Source organism: Shewanella polaris, from assembly GCF_006385555.1.
GTDB classification, from domain to species: Bacteria; Pseudomonadota; Gammaproteobacteria; order Enterobacterales; family Shewanellaceae; genus Shewanella; species Shewanella polaris.
This window is the reverse complement of the sequence record NZ_CP041036.1, coordinates 622,539-648,408: the sequence shown is the minus strand read 5'-3', so window position 1 is coordinate 648,408 and position 25,870 is coordinate 622,539. Positions and strand designations below refer to the sequence as shown.

Annotated in this window: 20 protein-coding genes; 11 read left to right on the top strand and 9 right to left on the bottom strand. The window is 41.5% G+C overall.

Annotated elements, in window-relative coordinates:
* Positions 1-70 precede the first annotated feature (70 nt).
* Positions 71-361: a hypothetical protein gene (locus FH971_RS02775; protein WP_140233264.1), complete on the top strand. Its 291-nt coding sequence runs from the start codon at positions 71-73 to the stop codon at positions 359-361.
* Positions 362-414: 53 nt separating this feature from the next.
* Here the strand turns inward: FH971_RS02775 and putA are convergent, their stop codons facing one another.
* The 4 genes from putA to FH971_RS02755 all read right to left on the bottom strand — a co-directional run bounded on the left by putA (position 415) and on the right by FH971_RS02755 (position 6,969).
* A complete protein-coding gene (putA, locus tag FH971_RS02770; RefSeq protein ID WP_206194442.1) occupies positions 415-3,609 on the bottom strand; it encodes a bifunctional proline dehydrogenase/L-glutamate gamma-semialdehyde dehydrogenase PutA in 3,195 nt (1,064 codons plus the stop codon).
* Positions 3,610-3,992: 383 nt separating this feature from the next.
* Positions 3,993-4,574 (bottom strand): TIGR04211 family SH3 domain-containing protein, encoded by a 582-nt coding sequence (locus tag FH971_RS02765; RefSeq protein WP_140233262.1) that lies wholly within the window; start codon positions 4,572-4,574, stop codon positions 3,993-3,995.
* Positions 4,575-4,994: 420 nt separating this feature from the next.
* Positions 4,995-6,263 (bottom strand): inorganic phosphate transporter, encoded by a 1,269-nt coding sequence (locus tag FH971_RS02760; RefSeq protein WP_140233261.1) that lies wholly within the window; start codon positions 6,261-6,263, stop codon positions 4,995-4,997.
* Positions 6,264-6,288: 25 nt separating this feature from the next.
* Entirely contained in the window at positions 6,289-6,969 is a 681-nt protein-coding gene (locus tag FH971_RS02755) for a TIGR00153 family protein (protein ID WP_137223105.1), read from the bottom strand.
* A gap of 236 nt (positions 6,970-7,205) precedes the next feature.
* On the opposite strand from FH971_RS02755, the gene FH971_RS02750 reads away from it, so the two are divergent.
* Complete coding sequence (locus FH971_RS02750; protein WP_140233260.1) at positions 7,206-8,687, top strand: CYTH domain-containing protein; 1,482 nt, start codon at positions 7,206-7,208, stop codon at positions 8,685-8,687.
* A gap of 156 nt (positions 8,688-8,843) precedes the next feature.
* Here the strand turns inward: FH971_RS02750 and katB are convergent, their stop codons facing one another.
* The 5 genes from katB to FH971_RS02725 all read right to left on the bottom strand — a co-directional run bounded on the left by katB (position 8,844) and on the right by FH971_RS02725 (position 13,741).
* Positions 8,844-10,304: a catalase KatB gene (katB, locus tag FH971_RS02745; RefSeq protein ID WP_137223109.1), complete on the bottom strand. Its 1,461-nt coding sequence runs from the start codon at positions 10,302-10,304 to the stop codon at positions 8,844-8,846.
* A 262-nt stretch (positions 10,305-10,566) separates the two neighbouring features.
* Complete coding sequence (locus tag FH971_RS02740) at positions 10,567-10,809, bottom strand: YgjV family protein (protein ID WP_137223111.1); 243 nt, start codon at positions 10,807-10,809, stop codon at positions 10,567-10,569.
* A gap of 219 nt (positions 10,810-11,028) precedes the next feature.
* On the bottom strand, positions 11,029-11,466 hold the full coding sequence (locus tag FH971_RS02735; RefSeq protein ID WP_140233259.1) for a PaaI family thioesterase: 438 nt from the start codon (positions 11,464-11,466) through the stop codon (positions 11,029-11,031).
* Positions 11,467-11,977: 511 nt separating this feature from the next.
* A complete protein-coding gene (locus FH971_RS02730) occupies positions 11,978-12,646 on the bottom strand; it encodes a helix-turn-helix transcriptional regulator (RefSeq protein ID WP_137223117.1) in 669 nt (222 codons plus the stop codon).
* Positions 12,647-13,120: 474 nt separating this feature from the next.
* Positions 13,121-13,741, bottom strand: a complete 621-nt coding sequence (locus FH971_RS02725; protein WP_140233258.1) for a DUF2238 domain-containing protein — start codon at positions 13,739-13,741, stop codon at positions 13,121-13,123.
* 187 nt (positions 13,742-13,928) lie between these two features.
* Here FH971_RS02725 and serA point away from each other — a divergent pair, with 187 nt between their 5' ends.
* The 9 genes from serA (at position 13,929) to FH971_RS02680 (ending at position 25,763) form a co-directional block, all read left to right on the top strand.
* Positions 13,929-15,158: a phosphoglycerate dehydrogenase gene (gene serA / locus FH971_RS02720; RefSeq protein ID WP_137223121.1), complete on the top strand. Its 1,230-nt coding sequence runs from the start codon at positions 13,929-13,931 to the stop codon at positions 15,156-15,158.
* 166 nt (positions 15,159-15,324) lie between these two features.
* A complete protein-coding gene (gene ygfZ, locus FH971_RS02715) occupies positions 15,325-16,287 on the top strand; it encodes a tRNA-modifying protein YgfZ (protein WP_140233257.1) in 963 nt (320 codons plus the stop codon).
* A 134-nt stretch (positions 16,288-16,421) separates the two neighbouring features.
* Positions 16,422-17,126 carry an ABC transporter ATP-binding protein gene (locus FH971_RS02710; RefSeq protein ID WP_137223125.1) on the top strand — a complete coding sequence of 235 codons (705 nt, stop codon included), beginning with the start codon at positions 16,422-16,424 and terminating at the stop codon, positions 17,124-17,126.
* A 3-nt stretch (positions 17,127-17,129) separates the two neighbouring features.
* Entirely contained in the window at positions 17,130-19,718 is a 2,589-nt protein-coding gene (locus FH971_RS02705) for an ABC transporter permease (RefSeq protein ID WP_140233256.1), read from the top strand.
* A complete protein-coding gene (locus tag FH971_RS02700; RefSeq protein ID WP_140233255.1) occupies positions 19,715-20,851 on the top strand; it encodes a lipocalin-like domain-containing protein in 1,137 nt (378 codons plus the stop codon). The genes FH971_RS02705 and FH971_RS02700 overlap by 4 nt, the downstream gene beginning before the upstream one ends.
* Before the next feature lie 326 nt (positions 20,852-21,177).
* On the top strand, positions 21,178-23,661 hold the full coding sequence (gene napA, locus FH971_RS02695; RefSeq protein WP_140233254.1) for a nitrate reductase catalytic subunit NapA: 2,484 nt from the start codon (positions 21,178-21,180) through the stop codon (positions 23,659-23,661).
* Positions 23,662-23,695: 34 nt separating this feature from the next.
* On the top strand, positions 23,696-24,430 hold the full coding sequence (napG, locus tag FH971_RS02690) for a ferredoxin-type protein NapG (RefSeq protein ID WP_137223133.1): 735 nt from the start codon (positions 23,696-23,698) through the stop codon (positions 24,428-24,430).
* Positions 24,427-25,341 (top strand): quinol dehydrogenase ferredoxin subunit NapH, encoded by a 915-nt coding sequence (gene napH, locus FH971_RS02685; protein WP_140233253.1) that lies wholly within the window; start codon positions 24,427-24,429, stop codon positions 25,339-25,341. The genes napG and napH overlap by 4 nt, the downstream gene beginning before the upstream one ends.
* Entirely contained in the window at positions 25,338-25,763 is a 426-nt protein-coding gene (locus tag FH971_RS02680; RefSeq protein WP_137223137.1) for a nitrate reductase cytochrome c-type subunit, read from the top strand. The genes napH and FH971_RS02680 overlap by 4 nt, the downstream gene beginning before the upstream one ends.
* The last annotated feature ends 107 nt before the right edge of the window (positions 25,764-25,870 follow it).

Sequence of the window (25,870 nt, the reverse complement as noted above, 5' to 3'; positions counted from 1 at the left end):
CCCTCTCATGACCCTAAATCATTAAGCTTTTTTTGATAATGATAAGCTCAATTGTTACTCGAGGTGAAATATGAAACATAAACCCGACAGGATCAGTGCGATGAAACAACTCATTGCCCAAGCCAAACAGGCCTTTCCTTTAGACTCCCCAGATATCTTTCGATGTGGGTCCGGCAATAGTTGTGTGGGTTGTCCTAAAAAATTATTGGACTTGGTCGATTCGGAACTCAGCTATTGGGAAGCGGCTATTGCACAAGGTGTTACCCCCTCTTTAGGTGACATAAGCCGTTTTGGTAAATTATGCAAAAATGTCAGTCGAGGGTTAGCACGCAATAATATCCAGTTAAATTCATTTCATTAGTGGTATAAAAAAGCCCACACAAGTTGGGCTTAAGAAGATAAAAACAAATGACGTTACTCGTCAGCATCACCTAACGACAACAAGGTAGCATTACCACCAATAGCAGTAATGTTATTTGTGCGCGTTTTTTCGGTCACAAAACGCGTTAAGTAATGTGGACCACCCGCTTTAGGCCCTGTACCTGATAACCCTTGACCACCAAATGGTTGTACGCCAACCACTGCACCAATTTGGTTACGGTTAATGTACACGTTACCCACATTGACTTTATCAGCCAATGATAGTGCATGCCCTTCATTACGGCTGTGGATCCCTAAGGTTAAACCGAATCCTGTGCTATTGATTTCATCAATGACGTTACCTAAGTCAGCCGCTTTATAACGGATAATATGCAAAATAGGGCCAAAATGCTCTTTTTCTAGCATCTTTATCGAATTGATCTCAACGGCTGTTGGTGCGACAAAATGGCCCTTTTCAGTGCCAGCAGGTAACTCAAGCTTATTGATGAGTTTACCGACTTGGCAGATATGATCGATATGAGCATTCAAGTTCGCTTTGGCGGTGGCATCAATCACAGGGCCTACATCGGTTTTAACCGAACTAGGGTTACCAATCACTAATTGCTCCATAGCGCCTTTCATGACTTCAATGACTCGATCGGCAATATCTTCTTGTAAGAACAATACTCGCAGTGCGGAACAACGTTGCCCAGCGCTGGTAAACGATGATGAAATCACATCGTTTACCACTTGTTCTGGTTGTGATGTTGAATCTACAACCATGGCATTTTGACCACCGGTTTCTGCAATTAATGGAATAATAGCGCCATCACGGTTTGCCAAAGTGCGGTTAATTAATTTTGCGGTACCGGTCGAGCCAGTAAAACATACTCCGCCAATACGCTCATCGGCGGTGATAGCTGAACCAACAACAGCACCAGTGCCGGGTAAAAACTGTAATACGTCGGTAGGAATACCTGCTTCATGTGCCAGTTGCACTGCACGATAACCCACTAAACAAGTTTGCTCTGCAGGCTTTGCTATAACGGTATTACCTGCAGCAAGTGCTGCTGAAACTTGACCGAGGAAAATCGCTAATGGGAAGTTCCACGGACTAATACACACAAAAATGCCGCGCCCTTGTAAAAATAACTCGTTTAACTCGCCTGTTGGACCAGGAAGTAATTCTGGTTGAGCCATCATTTTCTTAGCTTGTACGGCATAATAGCGACAAAAATCTACCGCTTCACGCACTTCATCAATACCGTCTTGAATACTTTTACCCGCTTCACGAGTACATAACACAATTAGCTCTTCACGGTTCTCTTCCAATAAATCAGCTAATTTCTGTAGTGCATTAGCACGAGTCTCAACAGGTGTGCGAGCCCAACCACTAAAAGCCGCATCTGCGCCAGCAATGGCTTGTTCAATAGCGTTTGCATCTGCAAAAGCCACTTTGCCTACTGTTAATGACGTATCGTATGGGCTAACAACGGTTTGCACTTCACCCGTTAAGGTTTTACCGTTTACTAATGGGCCCGCTGCCCATTGAGTATCACTAAATTTGTCTAATGCTGCAAAAAATGGCTCTGATTCAGAAATAATGTTCATGTTTAGTCCTTTAGAATTCTTACGTTCTGCACCAAAAATATCAGCAGGTTGAGCAATTTGATGGTTAGCTAACGATTTATAGCCTAATAGCGTCACCAATGGGTGAATGACCAAACTTTCTATTGGCGTATTAGGATCAACCAGTTTATGCACAAATGAGGTATTAGCACCGTTTTCCAGTAAGCGGCGGACTAAATACGGCAGTAAATCTTTATGGGCTCCAATGGGGGCATAAATACGTACCGCTTTAGCGCCACTTTCAGCAAGCATTGTGTCGTAAAGCTCTTGCCCCATACCGTGTAAACGTTGGAATTCGTATAACCTATCGCCTGCCATAGCATCAATACTGGCGACGGTCTGGGCATTATGGGTGGCAAATTGCGGATAAATAGCGCCACGAGTAGCATCAGACAACAAATATCGCACACAAGCCAAGTAACTTACATCAGTGCCCGCTTTACGGGTATAAAGAGGATAACCGGCTTCGCCTGCTTGCTGTGCCCATTTAAGCTCGCTATCCCAGTAAGCGCCTTTTACTAAGCGCAATGGAATTTCATCACCTTGGTCTTTTGCAAGACACGTCAACCAACACAACACTGGTAAACAACGCTTAGAATAAGCTTGCACCACAATGCCTAGTAAGCCCCAGCCTTTAGCGGCTTCTGACTGATAAAGCTGCTTAAATAATTTCAGTGATAACTCAAGACGGTCGACTTCTTCTGCATCGATAGAAATGCCGATATTGAGTTGACGCGCTTGTACAATCAACTTAATAACAGTGTCGTATAATTCGCTTAGTACGCGGTCCTCATTAGCGACTTCATAACGAGGATGCAGTGCAGATAACTTGATTGAAATAGTCGGTCTTGGCGAATCAGAGTCATCATATTGCTGGGCACCAATATCACGAATAGCATCGCTGTAATCCATAAAGTATTTTTGCGCATCGTTGGCGGTTAATGCAGCTTCACCTAACATGTCATAACTGTGGGTATAACCTAGCTTGCGTTTAGCGTCGCTATTTTTAAGCCCTTCTTTAACATCGCGCCCTAACACAAACTGTTTACCCATAATCTTCATGGCCGCAAGCATCGCTTGTCGGATCATAGGTTCGCCGATGCGATTAACCAGACGTTTAAGTAAGTTGCTTGGCGTACCGTCAACGTTACGATCTAATTTTACAATTCGACCTGTTAACATTAATCCCCATGTCGAGGCATTAACCAGAAGTGAACCACTATGATTAAGATGTTCATCCCATTTAGCACCAGACAGCTTATCTTGAATAAGCGCATCCGCGGTTTCAGCATCAGGAATACGCAACAAGGCTTCAGCCAAGCACATTAAAATAATGCCTTCTTTAGTTTCTAAGCTGTATTGCTGCAAAAATGCATCAATACCCACCATAAGACCTTTTTTCTCAAACTGACGAACTTTGCTCACAAGCTCATGGGCACGACGAGTCACTTGTTCAATATCTTGTTCTGACGAAGGCACAAGTTTAATTAATTCAGATAGGTATTGCTCTTCATCGACAATGTAGTTGTTGGTCACTGCAGTAAACAGTTCTTCAAGAGTGGCATTGTCATAGCGACCGCCCAGTACTTCACTCGCTTTGAACATAGTTTTCACTTCCATCTAGGTCAGGTTAAGGATGGTTATTTTCGATGTTGAGTGGACACTGTATTCATCAATATTTTATTTTGTATACAATGTACGATCTGATTTTTGGCGATTATACCTTCAAAATGTGAGCTTGGACACCTTAGTCTAAAAAATGATGTTAATCGTTTGATTAATATCATTGAACCAGCTAAAGGCAACATGCTAGAGCGGGTATTACACATAAGGACAAAACACTTATAACCTAATGTTAAGTAATAACTATTACCAATCTACAATCCTGTATAAACGTCATTATTGTTATTCTGTAAATAAAAGCAAAAAAAAAGACCAACGTTTGAATAGTTGGCCTTTAAGTGTTCATATTAATGACATTAATCTGGTCATAATAAACGATGTTACATCCAGCGATTTTTCTTGCGGTGCTGCGGTCGAGGTAAATACACTAATACAATACCAATCAATGCACCAATACCACCAATTAAACCGCCTTGTTGCCACATTTGGTAACGCTTATTATCAGCCGCTTGTTGTACTTTTAACTCGGTTTGATCGCGTTCTTTAACCGCTTCAGATAATGCAGCTTGTAACTCAGCAACCTTATCATTAGCCAGTTTTAAAGATTCTTCTACATTGCCAGTATTATTGGTAATTTGATTCAATTGATCATTAGCCTGCTTCAGTTGCGCTTCCATCTCTGGCAGGCGTTCACGAAAGGTAGGCTGATCAGTCACTAAACTGGCTAAAACCCAGCCTTCACGACCTTTGTGATCAATAATTTGGGTGAAATCACCTTCAGTATTGTCCAATAGCGTAATCGGTTGACCCGCTTCAACACTACCGATAATACGAAACTCTGTACCTGGTCCACCGTGAATATAGGTAAACACATCATCAGAAATAAAACGCGTTGGTGATTCTGCCGCAAACACGCTTGTTGATGCAAGTATAAATATAAAGATTGAAAGAACTCTAAACACTGTATTTATCCAAACTCAGAAAACTTATTGTCATGCTATTTATTAAATGCTCTGAATGCAAGAAAGAAGTCATATGACTTCCTTCTTAAATGCATTTAACGTTCACATTTTTGCGAAAACCTCATTACATCTTAGGGCCTGTTGATCTTTCAAGGTTGTTTTTGCAGCGAATTGTTGGTCATTTGTACAAGGCAGAGACTTTGTGGTGTAGTTATTCTACATAAAAAGTCGATAACGCAGTAAAAATGACCAACAAACGCTGCCCGAAGGGTTCGGCTAAAAACGTTTTACTCTTTGTTGAGCGATTCTTTGCTAAGCGAGTGGTGCTTAGATTGCTAGGCAGCAATCCGCTCGCCTCGATTAAAACGTTTTTATCTCGAACAAAATTTAACCTGCAAAGATCAACAGACCCTAATTAAATTAACTAAAAATACTTTTGATAATGAAGAAGAACAAAATTGATAATGCTGCACCAGCTGGTAAGGTAACAACCCAAGACACAACTATATTCCGTACAACGCCAATATTAATTGCCGCAATACCACGGGCCATCCCCACACCCAACACAGCACCAACTAAGGTTTGTGTTGTCGAGATAGGCAAACCAGTACCAGAAGCAATAACCACAGTCGATGCGGCAGCTAATTCAGCAGCAAAACCACGGCTTGGGGTTAAATGAGTAATGTTTTTACCAATAGTTTGCATTACACGCTGACCAAAGATAGCCAGACCTAACACAATACCGACAGCACCAAGTGGTAAAATCCACCAGGCCAAAACAGCCTTCGCACCAATAATTCCGCCACTTTCAACCACAGAAACCACTGCAGCTAAAGGACCAATCGCGTTAGCAACGTCGTTTGAACCATGGGCAAATGCCATACAGCACGCAGTTACCACCATTAAAATAGCAAATACTTTTTCAACATTACCGTATTGGGTTTTTAGGTCAGATTTGTCACTCATTTTTAACCGACTAATCGCTATTTTACCTAGTATACCGACTACGGCCGCCACTGCTGTAGCTAACAGATAACCTTCTAGAGCTGAAAAATGTATGCCTACATGCTTTAAGCCTTTAGTAATCGTCACTAGTGACATCACAAAGCCTGCTAATGCCATGTAAAAAGGCACATAACGTTTAGCGCTCGCTAACGGATCATCGGTATTAAAAATGAGCTTTTGAACACTTTGAAAAATGATAAAAGCAATAAAACCCGAAATAGCAGGTGTAACAACCCAAGAGCCAATAATACCGCCAACTTTCCCCCATTCAACAGCATCTGCACTAACTCCTACAGCGGCAAACCCAACAATAGCACCGATAATTGAATGAGTTGTTGAAACCGGCCAACCTAACGCAGACGCTACCACTAACCAAATACCAGCAGCAAGTAACGAACCAATCATGCCGTATACCAACAACTCTGGCGAATCAACAAAATAACTCGCGTCTATAATACCTTTTCGAATCGTACTCGTGACTTCACCACCGGCTAAAAAAGCACCGGAGAACTCAAAGATCATTGCAATAATAATCGCTTGTTTAATGGTAATGGCATTAGAACCCACAGAGGTCCCCATTGCATTGGCAACGTCGTTTGCACCAATTCCCCATGCCATCAAAAATCCAAATGCAGCCGCTATCATAATAAGTATAGGGCCGTTGGTGACTAATACATCAACCATGTTGTTTCCTTGAAAACTTTTGTGATTAGTTACGAGCTAGCATTAGCTCTAGGCGGGAACCGACACACTCAGCAAGATCTGCTAAACCTCCAACCCACTCGATAATTTTATACATGAACATGACATCTATCGGATTTAATTCAGATTCTAATGCGTACAATTGTCGACGCAATTGAATTTGTAAATCGTCAGAATCACCTTCGATAAGATCTAATTCAGTGATCATATTGGCAACTAGCTTAACTTCACGACCACGGAAACCTGTTTCGAGTAAATCATCAAGTTCGTTAATCGCTCGTTTAGCTAAAGACACTGCATCTAAACAACGCTTTAAATAAGCACCAAAGGCATCTTGCATAGGTTGAGGAAGTACTAATTGACGGCCGATAATTCGACCAGAGATGTCTTTTGCCTTATTGGCAATTTTGTCCTGTTGAGTTAATAACTCAAGCAAGTCAGTACGTTCAACGGGCATGAATAGCCCACCAGGAAGTGTCAGGCGAATTTCACGTTTAAGTGAATCCGCTTCATTTTCCAGCAAACTAATTTGTTTGCGTATTTTTATCGCTTCATCCCAGTCGCCTGAATTGGTTGCGTCAAAAAAAGGAACAAGAAGTACTGCGCACTCATGTACTTTGTCGATATGCTGTTCTAAAGGTTTAAGAGGTGATTTTGCAAACACACCTAAAATAGAGTTTACTGGCATTGCCGTTTACCTATTTAATTAATTCCAGTTTGGAAAAAGCGGGCGCATGTTAACCCAAGCGTCCACATAATGAAACTGTGTTTTTTAATTTCGCACGACAGTTTCTCTGTTATCGTTGCTCAGTATATATGATGCGAGCGACGCTATCCTAAGAGATTTTTATTACAGCAATGTGACATTGTGAAGATAATATGACGCATTAGTGAATATTTAATGACAAGGCAAACATAAAGTCAATGGACGCAGAAATAGAGTTAAAACTATTCATTCAATCACAACATCATGATTTATTGAAAAAAGTATTGAATAACTACCCTAATTCGACCCCGCAAGGTCAGAAGAAACTCACCAATGGATATTTCGATACCGATGATTTACAACTGCGCCGTTGGGATATGGGATTAAGAGTAAGAGGATTCGATAATCAGCTCGAACAGACTATAAAAACAGCAGGTAGGGTTGTTGGCGGGATCCATTCACGCCCAGAATATAATGTCAGTATTGATCATAAAACACCGAACTTGTCACTTTTCCCTAAAGAAATTTGGCCAATAGGCAATGATCTGGAAAGTGTATCGACATCGTTAGCGTGTATTTTTGAAACTAATTTTCAGCGTCAAACTTGGCATATTTTTATCAACGATAGTCTTATTGAAGTTGCATTAGATGTTGGTGAAATCATTGCTCAGGATAGAGTTGATCCTATATGCGAACTCGAATTTGAACTACTTGCTGGTGATACTTCTGCGTTGTTAATACTTGCTACAGAAGTGGCTAAGTCTGTACCGTTGCGCCTAGGTAAAGCCAGTAAAGCACAGCGTGGGTATCAACTGGCAGGTAAGTCACAGCCCGTCCGCATCGAAAATATTGATTATATCGCACTGTCTAAAGATAATAATTTAGCGCAAACATTTAGCACGATATTAGAAACTGCTCTTGAGCGTTGGCAATTAATAGAAAATAACTTAACAACGGCAACGGATTTACAACAACAATCAATGCTATGGGGAAAATTACGTCGTTGCGTGCGCTTACTTAGGCTGACGCTAGATCAATTTGGATTACTCAATCAACACATTAGCCCATTATTTGATAAACTTGAGCACGCACTACAATTCGTTGGCCCACTGCAAAGTTGTAGTTTATTGTTACGAGACGACGGCAATCAGCTTGGCAACATCAATAATAAGACTCTCGTTTGCCAACAACTACAAAACCACATCAACTCAATGTCTATATCAACTCAACTAGGCGACATATGGCAACAACCTGAGTATGGCCAATTACAATTAGCCTTAGTAGACTTACTATTACGCACAGAAAATGGCCAACTTCAATGGCATGATTATCCTGAATTGAGCCTATTTGCCAACCAGTTGCAACAAGCCTCTTGGAAACGTATTGGTAAGTCAATGCCCATAACATCTGAAATGAACAGCGTAGATTACCAATATGTGGCAGAAGCTCTGGATGAAAGTATTTTAGTGGGGTTTGCTTATGGAGAAATGTATCAAGCTAAAAAGCGTGAGACTTTTCGGGCTCCTTGGCAAGATTTAGCATTAGGGATTAGCACACTGTCTGCGTATAAAATATTAAAGACTCTTGATGAGCAGCATCAACTTAATATTGAGGCTTGGTTAGACAACAAAGAAACCAGTCTATTATTTGCCATGGAACACTCACGTAAAAGTGCCTTAAAAGCCCCGATTTATTGGTAAATATAAACGCTAAAGCACTAGCAAATTAAACGCTGTTACATCTACAAATGATTGATATAAAAACAGGAAGATAATGATTATCTTCCTGTTTTTTTTAATAACCCAATCTATAACGTTAACGCATAAACTGGCGGTTATGTTTTAGCAAAACAACTATTATTTGGCTAACGCCTGCTTCACACGTCGACCGTAATCAACATCCGCTTTAGTGAAGTGATCAACCATTTTTTGTTGAACATCTAGGGTCGTCTGACTTAGCGAACCCACAATTGTTTCTACTAAACGATTTTTCTCATCGTCACTAAAAATACGATAAAGATTACCCGCTTGAGTATAATCATCTTGGTTATAGCGACTATACCGTGCAGCTTCACCTTCTAAACGTAATGGCGGCTCGGCGAAATCACCGACTTCGGTTAATGGTGCCTGAGTATTTGGACCATAATTCACACTCGCATCACCACCAGTTTGGCTACCTTGGTAAGGACACTGTGTTCCTGCCATTGCCCCCGCACGTTGATGATGATTAGCTTTCGCGGCATGTGGGCAGTTTACTGGTAACTGATTATAATTAGTTCCAATACGATAACGCTGCGCATCAGCATAAGAAAACAAGCGAGCTTGCAACATTTTGTCTGGCGATGCCCCTACTCCTGGCACTAAGTTACTCGGGGCTAATGCGACTTGCTCCACTTCAGCAAAGTAATTTTGTGGTAATCGATTTAACTCAAGTACACCCACTTCAATCAACGGATAATCACTGTGCGGCCATACTTTGGTCAAATCAAACGGATTAATGGCGTAAGTATTGGCATCTGCTTCTGGCATAATTTGTACATTCACAGTCCAACGTGGGAAATTAGCATCAGTAATAGCGGCTACCATGTCACGTTGTGATGAGTCAGGATCGATCCCTTTAAGTATATCCGCTTGTTCGCCAGTTAAATTCACTACGCCTTGCTGTGACTTAAAGTGGAACTTAACCCAAAAACGTTCGCCTTTGGCATTCCAGAACGAGAACGTATGCGAACCATAACCGTGCATTTGTCTATAGTTAGCCGGTATACCACGGTCAGACATCAAAATAGTCACCTGATGCATCGACTCAGGATTTAGCGACCAAAAGTCCCACATCGCTTGCGGATCTTTCACATTGGTTTGTGGGTGACGTTTTTGAGTATGAATAAAATCAGGAAACTTAATACCATCACGGATAAAGAATGTTGGCGTGTTATTACCGACAATATCATGGTTACCACGAGCAGTATAAAAACGTAATCCAAAACCACGTGGGTCACGCTCTGCATCAGCGGAGCCCATTTCGCCCCCTACCGTAGAGAAGCGTATAAACGTTTCTGTTTGTTTGCCTACGCCATTAAAATGATCTGCTATGGTAAATTCACTTAAATCTTTAGTTAGTGTAAATGTACCGTATACGCCAGTTCCTTTAGCATGAACCACGCGTTCAGGAATGCGTTCACGATTAAAGTGAGCCAGCTTTTCAATTAAATGCCAATCTTGTAAAAGCAGAGGACCACGTTCACCAGCCGAGATTGAATTTTGATCATCTGCTACTGGGGCGCCATTTTGGCTGGTTAAATAATTACCTTGATTCATTTGTTGCTCCTATGCGCGGTCTTCTAACCACTGCTCAATTAAGTCGTAAACTGTTGCCATGATGATTTTCCTCACTCAATTCATCACTCGATGGAGACATAATAGAAGCTCTGTTCAATTATTAAAAACGATTAAAATAGATAACTACAATCTTAAAAATCGATACTGAATCTTATCAGTAATTGGAAAAACAGATTACGAGTAGACGCAGACAATAAAAAAACCAAAATTTTCATTTTGGCTTTTTTAATAAACGGATTAATTACTCTGGTGGTGAGGGCGGATCGCGATACAACTTAACCAAATAATAAGCATCAATTAACACAATAAAAAAGTTAACCAGTGCCACTGGAATAGCATCAATAGCCAAACCATAAGCCACAAACAACCCAGCACCAAGTAAGTTCCACCAGCGTAGTTTCTTTATGTTGGACATCATCAGCGAAATTGCTACAACCACAGAGGCTAAATACCCTACCCATTCCCAGATGTTGATACTATCCATGGATTTTCCTTATATTGATATGCTACATCCAATGCAAGCGAGTAACGTCGCTAAGCAAAACCAATTAATAGGAGACATAACTTTTTACTTAACGTATCTATAGACATATTCGAACGGACTAAATAAATACTTCGCCTTACATAGTACAAAATCAACAAGGTAAAAACGTTGCTCTATCGTTGATTATAAGGCTTATTTATTTCTAGTATCCATTATAGTTTATCGCTCAATCACTGCTGCAGTCATACGTGAAATACAACATAACTCACCAGCACTATTACGGATCAAAATTTCCCAAACCGAACTGCGTTTTCCTAAGTGCACGGGTTTAGCCGTTGCCGTTAACTCACCATTTCGGGATGCTTTTAAATGATTGGCGTTGATTTCTTGGCCTACACAATAGTAACGGTTAAAGTCGACCACAAAGTTAGCGGCATAACTGGCTACGGTTTCCGCTAAAGCGACGTTTGCACCGCCGTGAACTATCCCTAGTGGATTATGTACAGCTGGGTTAGCAGGCATGGTAGCAACCATATAATCATCACCAATTTCGGTAATCTTAATCCCTAATGTTTGCATTAAGGTGCCCTTTCCGTGCATCCCAGCATCTAAGCGAGCACAATCTTCTAAAGTGACAGTGTTAAACCAAATACTCATTATTAATATCCATCTTTATTATAGTTAGTCATCTCAGTGTACTAATTAGCTTAAGCTTTTAAAAGCTATACCAATCCTATTAAATATGTGCTATTTCAGCTGGAGTTCAAAGTGCTGTAGGCAAAGCAGATGATTGAAGCGAATAGTGATTCTCGGTAAGAAGCTCCTGCGTTACTCTACCTCCAGCATCTGACCGCCATGGAGGGTGGGAATGTCGTATTTTTTATGGAAAAAATAGACCATGCAGTCGTATTTTGAAAACATCTAACGAAGCATACAGGACTTTGAAACCCGCCAGAATGGAGTCTCTCAGGTATTCCACTTCGGTGTTGCATCGATTTAAAAGGGAACAACCATTTCTACATCAATGCGCCTTGAATTGAAAAACCTGAGAGACTCTGAACTGACCAGATATTTAATGAGATTGGTATTAACACTTGTGATTAGATTAACCGCTTAAAAAAAGGAGCCTAAGCTCCTAATGTCATTATTGGATAAAATATCCAACATGCTAATTCACTAATTCACAATGAGTTTGATAAGTTTGTGCCCATCGCAATAATTCTACGCGATTACGAGACTCTGTTTTACGGAAAATAGAGGAAATATGGGCTTTCACAGTATGTTCACTAATACACAAACGTTGAGCAATTTCTTTATTGCGTGCGCCACTGGAAACAAGTTGAATAATAGTACGCTCTCTGGTGGTGAGTTTTTGGAGAATAGCGACGGTATCGGTGGAAATGTCAATATTAGTGTCTAATTGTTGAATCAAACGTCTAAAAATTTTACTGATTAAAGGACGGTCATACCACAATTCGTCGGAAACCATTTTACGTAAACCCGTCAGCATTAAGTCCATGCGTTGATCACTGTACAATAAACCACGCACGCCTAAAAGCAGCGCTGATTCTTGGTCAAGTGACCCACGTTCAACTTGGTATAAGGCAACTGGGACATGTACCACTAAACGCGATACCAATAATGGAATACCCTTATTATCTAGGGCTGCACCTTTTTGTGAGACAAAATAAAAATTATTGGATTTTTTGTCTAGTTCAAGATCTGCGGCATGTTTAACGATTCGGGTTTTTAATCCGATAGATTCAGCCAAAATAGCTAAATGGCAAGGTGCAGCGATTTGGTGTACGAACACCAATTCATCAATATTTGAACTCATCACTCTTCTCCCTGAAAAGTACTTTCTTGCCCAACATACCTTGAGCACATCCTAAAGTTACCTACTACGTACGCAAAAACTTGTTTCTAGCTTTAAAGCATTAGCTAATGCAGATAATGTACTTTTTGTTATTATATTTAGAGCGCTTTATTTGGATATTTATGATGCTCTTAATATCGTGAAGTCAATATCTGCATAAATGAACATGGCGATAAATCACTTCTCAATAACAGTTTTTATTATAAAAACTATTTTATACTGCAAGCATAGTAAAAATTTGCTAGTTGTTATGACTATTTTATCAGTCTAAAGTATTAATAGTAAATTTGACTGACGTTAAATAGACTTTATCACTAGCTTAAGACTGATAAGCTCATACTCTCTACTCGCTCAAACAATTATCTATAAAAACAACAATTCTATACAAACAACAAAATAGCCGAACTTGTGATAACACAAGTTCAACCATTAACATTAAACGGAACTTTGTTTAATCAGCATTTTGGCCGCTATTTGCTTATTATGTAATGATGAGAGCAATAAAACCCCGCAAATCCCACCAATCAATGCTAAAAACATATCAGATTGAGTATCCCAAACATACCCTTGTGTGCCCAAAAACGCCTCAGCATTTTCGCCAGTAGCAATGGCTACCCACCATTCAACTAATTCATAAAAAGCAGAGAATGCCAACACAAAACATACCGATAAAAACTGACACCAAGCACCGATTTGTATTACTTGCTTACGGATAAAAATTTCTCGAGCCAATATAACAGGTACAAAACCTTGGGCAAAATGCCCTAATTTATCGTAATTATTTCTATCACTGCCCATCACTTGTGCCAGCCAATCAAACAATGGCACTTCCGCATAGGTGTACCGAGCGCCCACAAATAGCACACAGCAATGCACTAAAATAAGTACATAGGCTAAGGTGGTCAGAGGAAAGCTTTTACGACTAAAAAACAATATTGGTAAGGCGATTAATGCGGGAATAGCTTCCAACCACCAAGTAAACATATCCTTTGGATTACTGACCGACCATATCAACACAAATAGATAAACCACGCACCATAACATCTTGTTATTCAATATAAATCCCTCATTTGTGATATTGTTCTAAATTTAGAATATTAACTTTAGCCATCTAGCCCTCCACAAGCGCTTAAAAAAGTGCTACTTTGATAATGCTTCGCAAGTCCGCATTTATATCATAACTATTGGCTAATGCATTAGTATTAGCATAAGTATCATTTAATGATAAGAGGGTACCCATATCATGGCGAAACACTCGCTTGACAAGGATAAGATCAAAATCCTGCTGTTGGAAGGCGTCCACCAAACTGCGGTTGATGTACTAGAACGAGCAGGTTATACCAACATTGAATATCATAAAGCCTCTTTAGGTGAAGATGCTTTACTTGCATCAATTAAAGATGCTCACTTTGTTGGATTACGTTCCCGTTCTCAAATTACTGCAGAAGTACTACATCATGCAGAAAAGCTGGTTGCCATCGGCTGTTTTTGTATCGGTACCAACCAAGTCGATTTAGCTACTGCTGAAAAATTGGGTATTCCGGTATTCAACGCGCCCTTCTCTAATACTCGAAGTGTTGCTGAATTGGTTATTGGTGAAATCATTATGCTAATGCGTGGCATTCCACAGCGTAATGCTATCTCGCATCGTGGCGGTTGGTTAAAAAGCGCAAATGGCAGTGTTGAAGTGCGTGGTAAAACATTAGGTGTGATCGGTTATGGTCATATTGGCACTCAGCTGGGTATTTTGGCTGAAACCTTAGGCATGAGAGTGATTTTCTTTGATATTGAAGACAAATTACCGTTAGGTAATGCTTCTCAAATTCATTCTATGGACGAGTTATTGTCTCAAGCAGATGTCGTCAGTCTGCATGTGCCGGAAACGCCGCAAACTAAAGATATGTTTGCTAAGGCTCAATTTGCTCAGATGCGTCAAGGCAGTTTTTTTATCAATGCCTCTCGCGGTACCGTAGTCGATATTGAAGACTTAGCTCAAGCGCTAAAATCTGAACATCTTGCAGGTGCAGCGATTGATGTGTTCCCCGTTGAACCTAAATCGAATGATGATGAATTTATTACACCATTACGTGGTTTAGACAATGTGTTGCTCACACCACATATTGGTGGCAGTACAGCTGAAGCCCAACAAAATATCGGGATTGAAGTTGCAGGCAAGCTGGTAAAATACTCTGACAATGGTTCTACTTTGTCAGCCGTTAATTTCCCAGAAGTGTCTTTAGCACAACATAGCGGTACCTCACGCTTATTGCACATTCACCAAAACCGTCCTGGTGTGTTGATCAAAATCAACCAAGCATTTTCAGAGAAACACATTAACATTGCCGCTCAATATCTACAGACCACTGCAGAGATTGGTTATGTGGTAATGGAAGTCGATTCTGATCAAGCTGAAGAAGCATTAGTTGAATTAAAATCCATTGAAGGCACCATCCGTGCGCGGGTATTGTTTTAAGTTGGCTGAGTAAACAATTAATTCGAATTAATGATATTATTTAAAAAGCTATCTTGTTCACAAGGTAGCTTTTTTCTTGGTTTTAAAACCGCTCCCCCCTGTTGAGCTTTCTATTAATCCGTTACACTCCAAACTATACCGTCTTATTCTCACGTTAGGGATAGTTATGACCATTTCAGTAAACCAACCAGATTGGGATTTCATCGCCACGTCTCCTGCATTAGTGCTATCTAGTTTGACTCATATGGGATTAATTGAAATCACCGGCGAGCAAGGCCGCAGCTTTATTCATGGCCAAGTCACCACAGACATCAGTTCATTAACTGCTGACCAATGGAAATGGGGCGCACATTGTGATCCTAAAGGTAAAATGCTTGCCAGTTTCCGTACATTTGCAATAGGCGATAGCCTATTTATGTTATTGCCAAAAAGTACCTTAAGCCTAGATTTACCTCAGTTACAAAAATACGCTGTATTTAGTAAAGCTGAGCTAGCGGATGTCAGCAATGATTATCAAATCATCGGCATTGCAGGAACAGCAGCCCAAGCCTTTGTTACCGAACATTTTGGTGATGTATCACAAGCGCTCAATCTTGTAGATCAAGGTGTGATTATTCGTGATGATGAGCGTTTTATTGCCATTATTCACAATGCGGCAGCAGAAACCATTATCAGCCAGTCTGAACAAACGTTGTTTGATGCCAGCACATGGCAAGCATTAGAAATTAAAGCCGGCTATCCAAACATCGATGCGGCTCATTCTGGTCAGTACGTGCCACAAATGTGTAATCTGCAAGCTATTAATGGCATTAGCTTTACCAAAGGCTGTTACATGGGCCAAGAAACAATTGCTCGAATGAAATATCGCGGTGGCAATAAACGTGCACTGTATATTTTGTCTGGCACCACCAGCAAAACTATCAGCACTGATACCCAATTAGAAATTGCCCTTGAAGACGGTTTCCGCCGTGGTGGTAATATTATTGAGTGCGTCCAATATGGCGATAAAGTACTCCTTACAGCTGTACTGCCTAATGATACTGAAAATGGCGCTCAACTACGTGTTGCCGAAGATGAAAGTTCACAGTTATCAATTATTGAATTACCTTATTCACTCATTGATGAGTAATTAATTCACTGTTTTACTTTAATTAAGCGAGCCATTGGTTCGCTTTTTTTATTTTTGAACAAAAACCACTTATATCGCGTATATTATTGATAACATTATTCAGTTAAGTCAGTTTATTAAAAGATGGAGCGACTATGACAAGCATCGTCACCTTAGAGAACATCAGTAAAGGGTTTCGTGATGGTGAGTCATTTCATCCAGTACTACAACAAGTAAACCTTACCCTGCAGCAAGGTCAAACGATTGCACTCACAGGCCCTAGTGGCAGCGGGAAAAGTACTTTACTTAATATCATTGGTGGCTTTGAAACCATCGACAGTGGCGACATGTTGATCCGCCAAGGTGATAGCATGCGCTCGGTATCGCAATGGCAAGATAAACAGTGGAGCCAATATCGACGTCAGTCACTTGGGGTGGTATTTCAACAATTTAACTTACTTACACCATTAAATGTCCGTGACAACATTCAATTTTCACTCGCGTTAAATCAATTAACTTGGAGCACTTGGTGTGATGAATTATGCCACCAGCTCGGATTAACTGCATTACTCGACCGTAACGTTGAAAATCTCTCTGGTGGGCAACAACAAAGAGTGGCGATTGCCAGGGCATTAGCCCATAAACCGCAGTTAATTTTGGCAGATGAACCCACAGGTAATCTCGACCAACACGCAGGCATGCAGGTGATGCAATTACTCACAGACTTAGCCCAGCAAGCTAATTGTTGTATCTTAATGGTCACCCATAGCGAGCAATGCGCAGCGTTTATGCAACACCGTTGGCATGTTGAAAACCAACAGATAGTCGTTAACCCTATCGACAAAAAGCTGCAGGGTTAGAGCATGATGACCGATTCATCATCGTACTTCTCATCAATAAGGCGCTTAAGTTTATGCTTACGTTTATTCGCCAGTCATTACCGGCATGCACCGCTACAAGCCAGTGCCATTTTGTTAGGCATTATGCTGGCGGTAACATTATTGATTGGTGTTTATGCAACCAATGAAAATGCCAAACAAAGCTATGGCAATGTATCAGAGTTACTCAGTCAACAAGCACGCTTATCCATTAGCCACAGTACACAAAGCAGTATTGATGAATCAGTTTACTTTGTATTAGCTAACGCAGGCTTCAATACTATTGCCAGCATTGAAGGCATCGCAACCGACGAACAAGGCAGGCTATGGCGAGTTAATAGTAGCGATATTATTGCGGCAATCAGCAGTCGTAAGCAGCAAGATAATGACTCAAACTCATCGCATTCCTCTACCAAAATAACGTCGACTAATATTCCACTTGCCGAGTTAATCGGCGGTAAGCCTAATGTATTGATGTCGACAAGCCAACGCGATCGCATTAGTAACGTCACCAATCAATCGAATAGCATAATCTTAAATGGCATGCCCCTTGAAATCATTGTCATCGATGATAGTTGGGGACTGGGCTCGGCTTTGTTGGCTGACATATCACTAGCCCAACCCTTGCTTAATATGCAAGGGAAGCTAAGTTACATTGCCGTTTTTGGCTCTAGCTCCGCAGATACGGCTGAATCCGATGAGCAGCTTATCGCTAGGTTAACAGATACCCTCACTCAAGCTGGCATTGATACCAGCAAACTGAATTTCACTACTCAAACTCGTGAAGGTGAATCGCTAACCGCCCTAACAGCCAGCTTTCACCTTAATCTCGATGCCATGAGCATGTTAGCCTTTGTGGTTGGATTATTTATTGCTTACAACGGAGTACGCTACAGCTTAATGAAGCGTCAAAAACTGCTGGTGCAAATCATGCAGCAAGGACTCGATAGGCGCACGGTGATGCTTGCCTTAAGCCTTGAAATACTCATCTTAGTGTTTGTGGGTTGTGTATTGGGCTTTATTGTTGGTTTGCAGTTGTCGCAGTGGTTGCAACCTATGGTCGCGATAACACTTGAACAGCTTTATGGGGCTAAGCTATTACCTGGTATCTGGCAATGGCAATGGTTTGTTCAGGCGCTTGTATTGACCTTGTCAGCAGCCTTCGCAGCTTGCATTCCGATGTTGTTCAGCCTTATAAACACCCCATTAGCCCAAGGGGCTCAAAAACAGCCGCAAAACCAACGATTCAATATTATCCATTGGCGACAATTTGTTATCGCAGCGCTGCTATTATTGATCTGTACTGTCGCATTTGCCTTTACCGAGGAATATCGCCATAGCTTAGTGTTATTGGGTATTCTTTCAGTCGCTATTCCATTGCTATTACCACAATGTCTACATTGGGCGGTAAACGTACTCAGCCCATTGATGCCTAAAGGACTTTGGCAATATGTGATAGCCGAAACCAAAGAAATCATTGCCCCGCTCGCCCTTGCTATGATGGCCATGTTGTTAGCGTTGTGTGCCAATATTGCCATGAATACCCTAGTCGGTAGCTTTGAAATCACCTTGAAAAAATGGCTCGATGCCCGTTTACATGCCGATTTATACATTAGACCCAACCCTAATCAAATCGATGCGCTAACTATTTTATTAAAGCAAGATCCCAAGGTTGAAGCCATTTATGATCAATGGACTATAGATAGCCACCTCAATCGCATTACAACACCGCAAACACAAGTGCCCATTCACCTTGTTAGTCGTGACCATTTGTCGCTAACTGAAACAACCGTCTTTAAAATAACGGCCGATGATTTTTGGCCAACATTCACGTCTGGCGAAAGCGTAATGATCAGTGAACCATTATCGATAAAATACCAACTCGATATAGGCGACAAGGTTCAACTATCACAATTTGACCAACACCATTTAACCATTGGCGCTATTTATTACGATTACGGTAACCCTCAAGGCGAAGCCATTATTACTCAATCGTTATGGCAGCAATATAAGTTACCCGCCAAACCTATTAGTTTAGCGGTATCCTACCAAGGGGATATCACGTCACTACAAAACAACATTAGCCAGAAAATCAATTTGTCTTCCGCTTATATGTACAGCCAGCAGCGGATTAAAACGGAAGCGATTAACATATTTAATAAGACATTCTCAATCACTGTCGTGCTTAATAGCTTAACGTTACTGGTAGCGGCCATAGGTTTGTTCAGTGCCTGCATGATGTTGACACAAGCTCGACAAGCCCCTTTGGCACGCTTATATGCCTTAGGCGTCAGCCGTAATCAATTACGTTTAATGGTATTAGTACAAATGTTATTTATCGTGCTATTAACCTGCTTGGTTGCTTTACCTACTGGCGCATTACTTGGCTATTTATTAATTCATAAAGTCACATTACAGGCATTTGGGTGGAGTATCGCTATGGTGTGGGATTGGGGCGCATATTTTCAAGTGGTGATGATTACGGTAGTGAGTTGCTTATTCGCCGTGTGTTTGCCCTTATATTGGCAAACTCGAAAACCATTAATATCGAGCTTACAACAGGAAGCACTATGATCTCTTTTACGTTCAAAAAGGTGCTCAGTTTCAGCGTGGTGGCTTTTGTCCTTACGGTCTTGATATCAGCGTGCTCACCGCCACAAGAGCTTGGTAAAAAACAGTCAACCATTAGCAGTATGTCAACAGGATCGTCCGATGGTTATAGCAAGGTTATGGAAGGTAAAACGCTTCAATTTCCACAAGATAATTTAGCCCACGATGACTTTAAAATTGAGTGGTGGTATTTAACCGCTAATTTAACGACATCAACGGGTGAAGATGTTGGCGTGCAGTGGACTCAATTTAGGATTGCGCTTTCACCGCCAACAAACGCTCAAGCTCCCGCCAAAAACAGCTGGGCAACTAATCAGCTTTATATGGCCCATGCGGCTGTGACTACTAAAAGTGAACACTTACTTGCTGAAAAATGGTCACGCGCGAAGCTACAACTTGCCGGCGTAGACCCCCAGCCATTCCAAGTACATTTACAAAACTGGCAATGGTTAAGCCAATCAGACAAGCTGTTTCCTGCCACATTGAAAGTAGTGGGTGAGCAATTTAGTTATCGACTTATGCTTACTAGCCAACAACCACTGCAATTACAAGGCAAGCAGGGCTATAGCAGTAAAAGTGCAGATAAAAGCGTGGCGTCTTATTACTACAGCCAACCTTTTATTGATGTTTCGGGGGATATAACCCGTCACGGTATTACCGAACATGTCACTGGTAAAGCTTGGCTAGACCGAGAGTGGAGCTCACAATTTTTGACCAAAGCCCAACAAGGCTGGGACTGGTTTTCGCTGCGTTTAGACGATAATTCAACACTTATGATGTTTAGGCTGCGCGGAGCAACAAATCAGGATCACTTTTACAGTGGCAGAAGAATGTTTGCCGATGGCAGTGGCCGCAATATCAACAGTAAAGATAACCCTAATGATATATCCATGGAGCCAACCCAATGGCAACAAACCGCATTAGGCAAACATCCTATCGCTTGGCGTTTACGTATTAACAGCGAAGGGGTAGATGTAACAACTCAAGCACTGAATCCAAACAGTGACATGCTGGTATCAACCGCATATTGGGAAGGCCCAATTACCATTAAGGGCAGCCACCAAGGACAAGGTTATATGGAGCTAACGGGATATTAACCATACCTACAAAGATCCATCATTAATCAACATAACCAATCAATGATTCAATCTAGGTTAACCATATAGCCTAGATAGGTTTTCAATAAATAGAAAATCACACACTTCAGGCATAACATGCTTTACAAGCAACTTCTAAAACAGCATTTACCTAATTGTTAAAATGAGATTTATATCACATGGAAAAATGTGACCTTGCACAACTATTAATCACTATACCCATTCGGAGGTATACCCATGTTGATTGTAAGGACTAGACTCACTCTATCACGTCACCTCCAATGACTATCACGCACTAAGTAAACATTCTAAGAGTGAGGAACACCATGAGCATAAGCCGTCGCGAGTTTTTAAAAGCCAACGCCGCTGCCGCAGCAGCATCGGCAGTGGGTATCGCTATTCCCATCAACATAGTTCAAGCAGCAGAAGGCAAGAGCGATGTCACGTGGGATAAAGCCCCGTGTCGTTTTTGCGGTGTAGGCTGTAGCGTATTAGTGGGCACCAAAAATGGCAAAGTGATCGCTACTAAAGGCGATCCAGAAAGCCCTGTTAACAGAGGCTTGAATTGTATTAAAGGCTACTTCTTATCAAAAATCATGTATGGCAAAGACCGTTTAACCACGCCATTACTAAGAATGACAGATGGTAAGTATGATAAAGAAGGTGATTTCACTCCAGTAAGCTGGGATGTTGCTTTTGATACTATGGCCGAAAAATGGAAAGCCAGTATTGCTAAAAAAGGCCCTACTTCTGTCGGTATGTTTGGTTCTGGCCAATGGACAGTTTGGGAAGGTTATGCCGCGTCTAAACTTCACAAAGCTGGCTTTTTGACTAACAACATCGACCCTAACGCTCGCCATTGTATGGCATCTGCCGTGGGTGGATTTATGCGTACCTTTGGTATTGATGAACCAATGGGTTGTTATGATGACATCGAAGCCGGTGATAATTTTGTGCTTTGGGGCGCTAACATGGCAGAAATGCACCCAATCTTATGGGCTCGTTTAACTGACCGTCGTTTAAGCCATAAAGATGCACGTGTACATGTACTTTCTACCTATGAAAACCGCAGCTTTGATTTAGCTGATAACCCAATGGTTTTCAAGCCACAAACTGACCTTGTGATCCTAAACTTCATCGCTAACTACATTATTCAAAACGATGCAGTGAACAAAGACTTTGTCAGCAAACATACTAACTTTGCTTTAGGTGTTACCGACATTGGTTATGGTTTACGCCCAGAACATCCGTTAGAAAAGAAAGCTAAAAACTCTGGTAATGGTGGTTCTAAGCCAATTACCTTTGAAGAATATGCTAAGTTTGTCAGTACTTATACTGTTGAATACGCATCAGAAATGAGCGGTGTTGCAGTTGAAAACCTTATCACGCTAGCCAAAGTATATGCCGACCCTAAACAAAAAGTGATGAGTTTGTGGACTATGGGTATTAACCAACATACTCGTGGTGTATGGGCAAATAATATGCTCTACAACATCCACTTATTAACAGGAAAAATAGCCACCCCAGGCAATAGCCCGTTCTCTCTAACAGGTCAGCCATCAGCTTGTGGTACTGCACGTGAAGTGGGAACATTCTCACACCGTTTACCAGCAGATATGGTGGTTAACAACCCTAAGCATCGCGAAATTACCGAAAAACTTTGGCAAGTTCCAGCGGGTACTATTCCACCTAAACCTGGTTACCACGCGGTGCAACAGAGCCGTATGTTGAAAGATGGCAAGCTAAACTGTTACTGGACCATGTGTACCAATAACATGCAAGCAGGCCCGAACATCAATGATGAAATTTATCCAGGTTTCCGTAACCCAGAAAACTTTATCGTGGTATCAGATCCATATCCAACAGTAACCGCAATGGCTGCAGACTTAATTTTACCAACGGCAATGTGGGTAGAAAAAGAAGGTGCTTATGGTAACGCAGAACGTCGTACCCATTTTTGGCACCAACAAGTCAAAGCACCTGAAGGGGCTACATCAGATTTATGGCAGCTAGTTGAGTTTTCAAAGCGCTTTAAAGTATCTGAAGTATGGCCTGCTGAACTAATTGCCAAGCAACCAGAAAATGCTGACAAAACACTTTACGATATCTTATTCGCCAACGGTGAAGTAAACAAATATCCTAAAGAACAGTGCAAAGGTGCATATAACGACGAAAGTGAACACTTTGGTTTTTATCTGCAAAAAGGTCTTTTTGAAGAATACGCTAAATTTGGTCGCGGCCATGGTCACGATTTAGACGCCTTCGATAACTACCATGAAAACCGCGGTAAACGCTGGCCTGTTATTGATGGTAAAGAAACCCTGCGTCGTTTTGTCGAAGGAAGTGATCCGTACGTAAAAGCGGGTGAAGGATTTAATTTCTACGGTAAGCCAGACGGTAGAGCGGTTATTTTCGCCCTCCCTTACGAGCCTGCTGCAGAAGAGCCAAACAAAGAATATGATCTTTGGATGTCAACGGGTCGAGTATTAGAGCACTGGCACACAGGCTCAATGACAGCTCGTGTACCTGAACTTCAACGCGCTTATTCTGACGCTCAAATCTTTATGCACCCAGAAGATGCAAAAGTACGAGGTTTACAACGTGGCGATGAAGTTGTCGTAGCGTCTCCTCGTGGTGAAGTTAAAACTCGTGTTGAAACCAAAGGCCGTAACAAGCCACCTAAAGGCGTAGTCTTTATGCCGTTTTTTGATGCGCGCCAACTAGTCAACAAGCTAATACTCGATGCTACTGATCCCTTGTCAAAAGAGACCGATTTTAAGAAGTGTCCAGTAAAAGTAATGAAGGCTTAATCAATACCCTAGTGCATAAATGGAACGCAATATCATGAGCAAAATTAATAGCAAACTAGCAAGTGTAAACGGTGTCAACCGTAGACAGTTTCTTGCCACAACGGCGAAAGCCAGTTGTGTAATGGGTATGGTCGGTTTGGGGTTAACAACTGTTTCCACTCAATCTCGTCCACTTGACCCATTTGCTATTCGTCCGCCCGGCGCATTGCCAGAAGACGATTTTCTCTCAGCGTGTGTTCGCTGCGGCTTATGCGTAGAGGCTTGCCCCTACGATACCTTAAAACTAGCACGCTGGTTTGATGGAGCCCCAACGGGTACGCCTTATTTTACTGCGCGTAATATCCCTTGCGAAATGTGTGATGATATCCCTTGTGTTAAAGCCTGCCCTAGCGGCTCGCTTGACCAAAAACTAGATAACATTGACGACTCAAAAATGGGAATAGCAGTCTTAATAGATGAGAAAAATTGTCTTAACTTTAGAGGTTTGCGATGTGATGTCTGTTATCGGGTTTGCCCGTTAATAGACAAAGCCATCACACTAGTACTGCAACGCAATGAAAAGAGCGATCACCATGCGATGTTTTTACCTACCATCAATCCAGATTTGTGTACCGGATGTGGTAAATGTGAACATGCCTGCGTGACAGAACAAGCAGTGATAAAAGTATTACCAAGGCATATTGCAATGGGTAAGGCTGCTGCTCATGATACTTATCAACACACCGAAGAAACGACACTTGAGATGCTAAATAAGGGGCTATCATTATGAATATAAAACATAGCAATAGCCCAAAATCAGCAACACGTTTTGCCAATGCTGCAGTCAACGAACTTGGTTGGTGGGGGGCACATCGTTTCCTCATTTTACGCAGAATATCGCAACTGAGTGTGCTGAGCTTATTTGCCATTGGTCCATTTTTGGGCTTATGGCTCCTTAAGGGAAATCTCTCAACCAGTTTACTGTTGGACACAATTCCATTAAGCGATCCGTTAGTAACGTTACAAGTGCTTATGAGCGGCCACTGGCCCGAAATAAGCCTGTTACTCGGCGCGGTTATCATAGTCGGGATTTATGCCCTACTTGGCGGAAGAGTGTTTTGCAGCTGGGTATGCCCAGTTAATATTGTCACCGATTTAGCCAGCTGGATTAGACGGAAATTATCACTGCCTCGCACCAGTGAAATACCAAAAAATCTGCGTTATTACATGCTTGGATTAGTGTTGATATTACCTATACTCACTGGTGTTACAGTGTGGGAATGGCTAAATCCAGTCCCCGTCGTCTATCGCGCAATATTATTTGGCGCAGGCAGCGGGCTATGGGTATTAGCGGTTATCTTTTTGCTCGACACCTTTGTGGTTGAACGAGCTTGGTGTAGCCACCTGTGCCCAACGGGGGCATTATTTTCACTGATAGGCAAAGTTAGCCCAATAAAAATAGCCGCTATTCGAGCTGAAGCATGCAATAACTGCATGGATTGTTTTACTGTTTGCCCAGAACGTCAGGTGTTAAAACCTGTGTTAAAAAAAGGCAGTATTCAGCCATTTATACTCGATAGTGACTGTACTCTTTGTGGCCGCTGTATTGATGTTTGTGCACCGCGCGTATTCCAATATACCAACCGATTTAATTCAAATAATTCGAACAGAATTCCTCTTAAGGTGGAGAGCAAGTTATGAAAAAATTAATCACTTTAGCAGCCGTGATGCTAGCGATTAGCGCTTACTCAGGTCAACAAGCACATGCAAACCCTGAACCCGTAAAACTATCTTCTCTTGCGGGTGACTCGCAAGTGACAGAAGTACGTCCTGCAGACGAGATGCCAGTTTACCCAACACGTGGTAAAGCAATTGAACGCACGTTTGTACATCAACCACCCATTATTCCACATAAAGCAACTTACTCAATTACGACTGATAAAAATGGTTGTTTAAGCTGTCACAGTTGGGATAAAGCTAAGCGCATGAAAGCGACTCCAGTCGATAAATCACACGTGATGGACGACAAAGGTACTGTAAAAGGCATGTATTATTTTTGCGATCAGTGCCATGTGCCTCAAGCTGAGAATAAACAGCAATTGGTAGAAAACACCTTCAATTAGTCAACTTCCCCCCCCATGACTATTTTGGCCGCTTGCATTGTAAGCGGCTTTTTTTTACCTGCTTAATAGGGAAATTAGAAGATTGAATAAAAAGCGACAATAACACG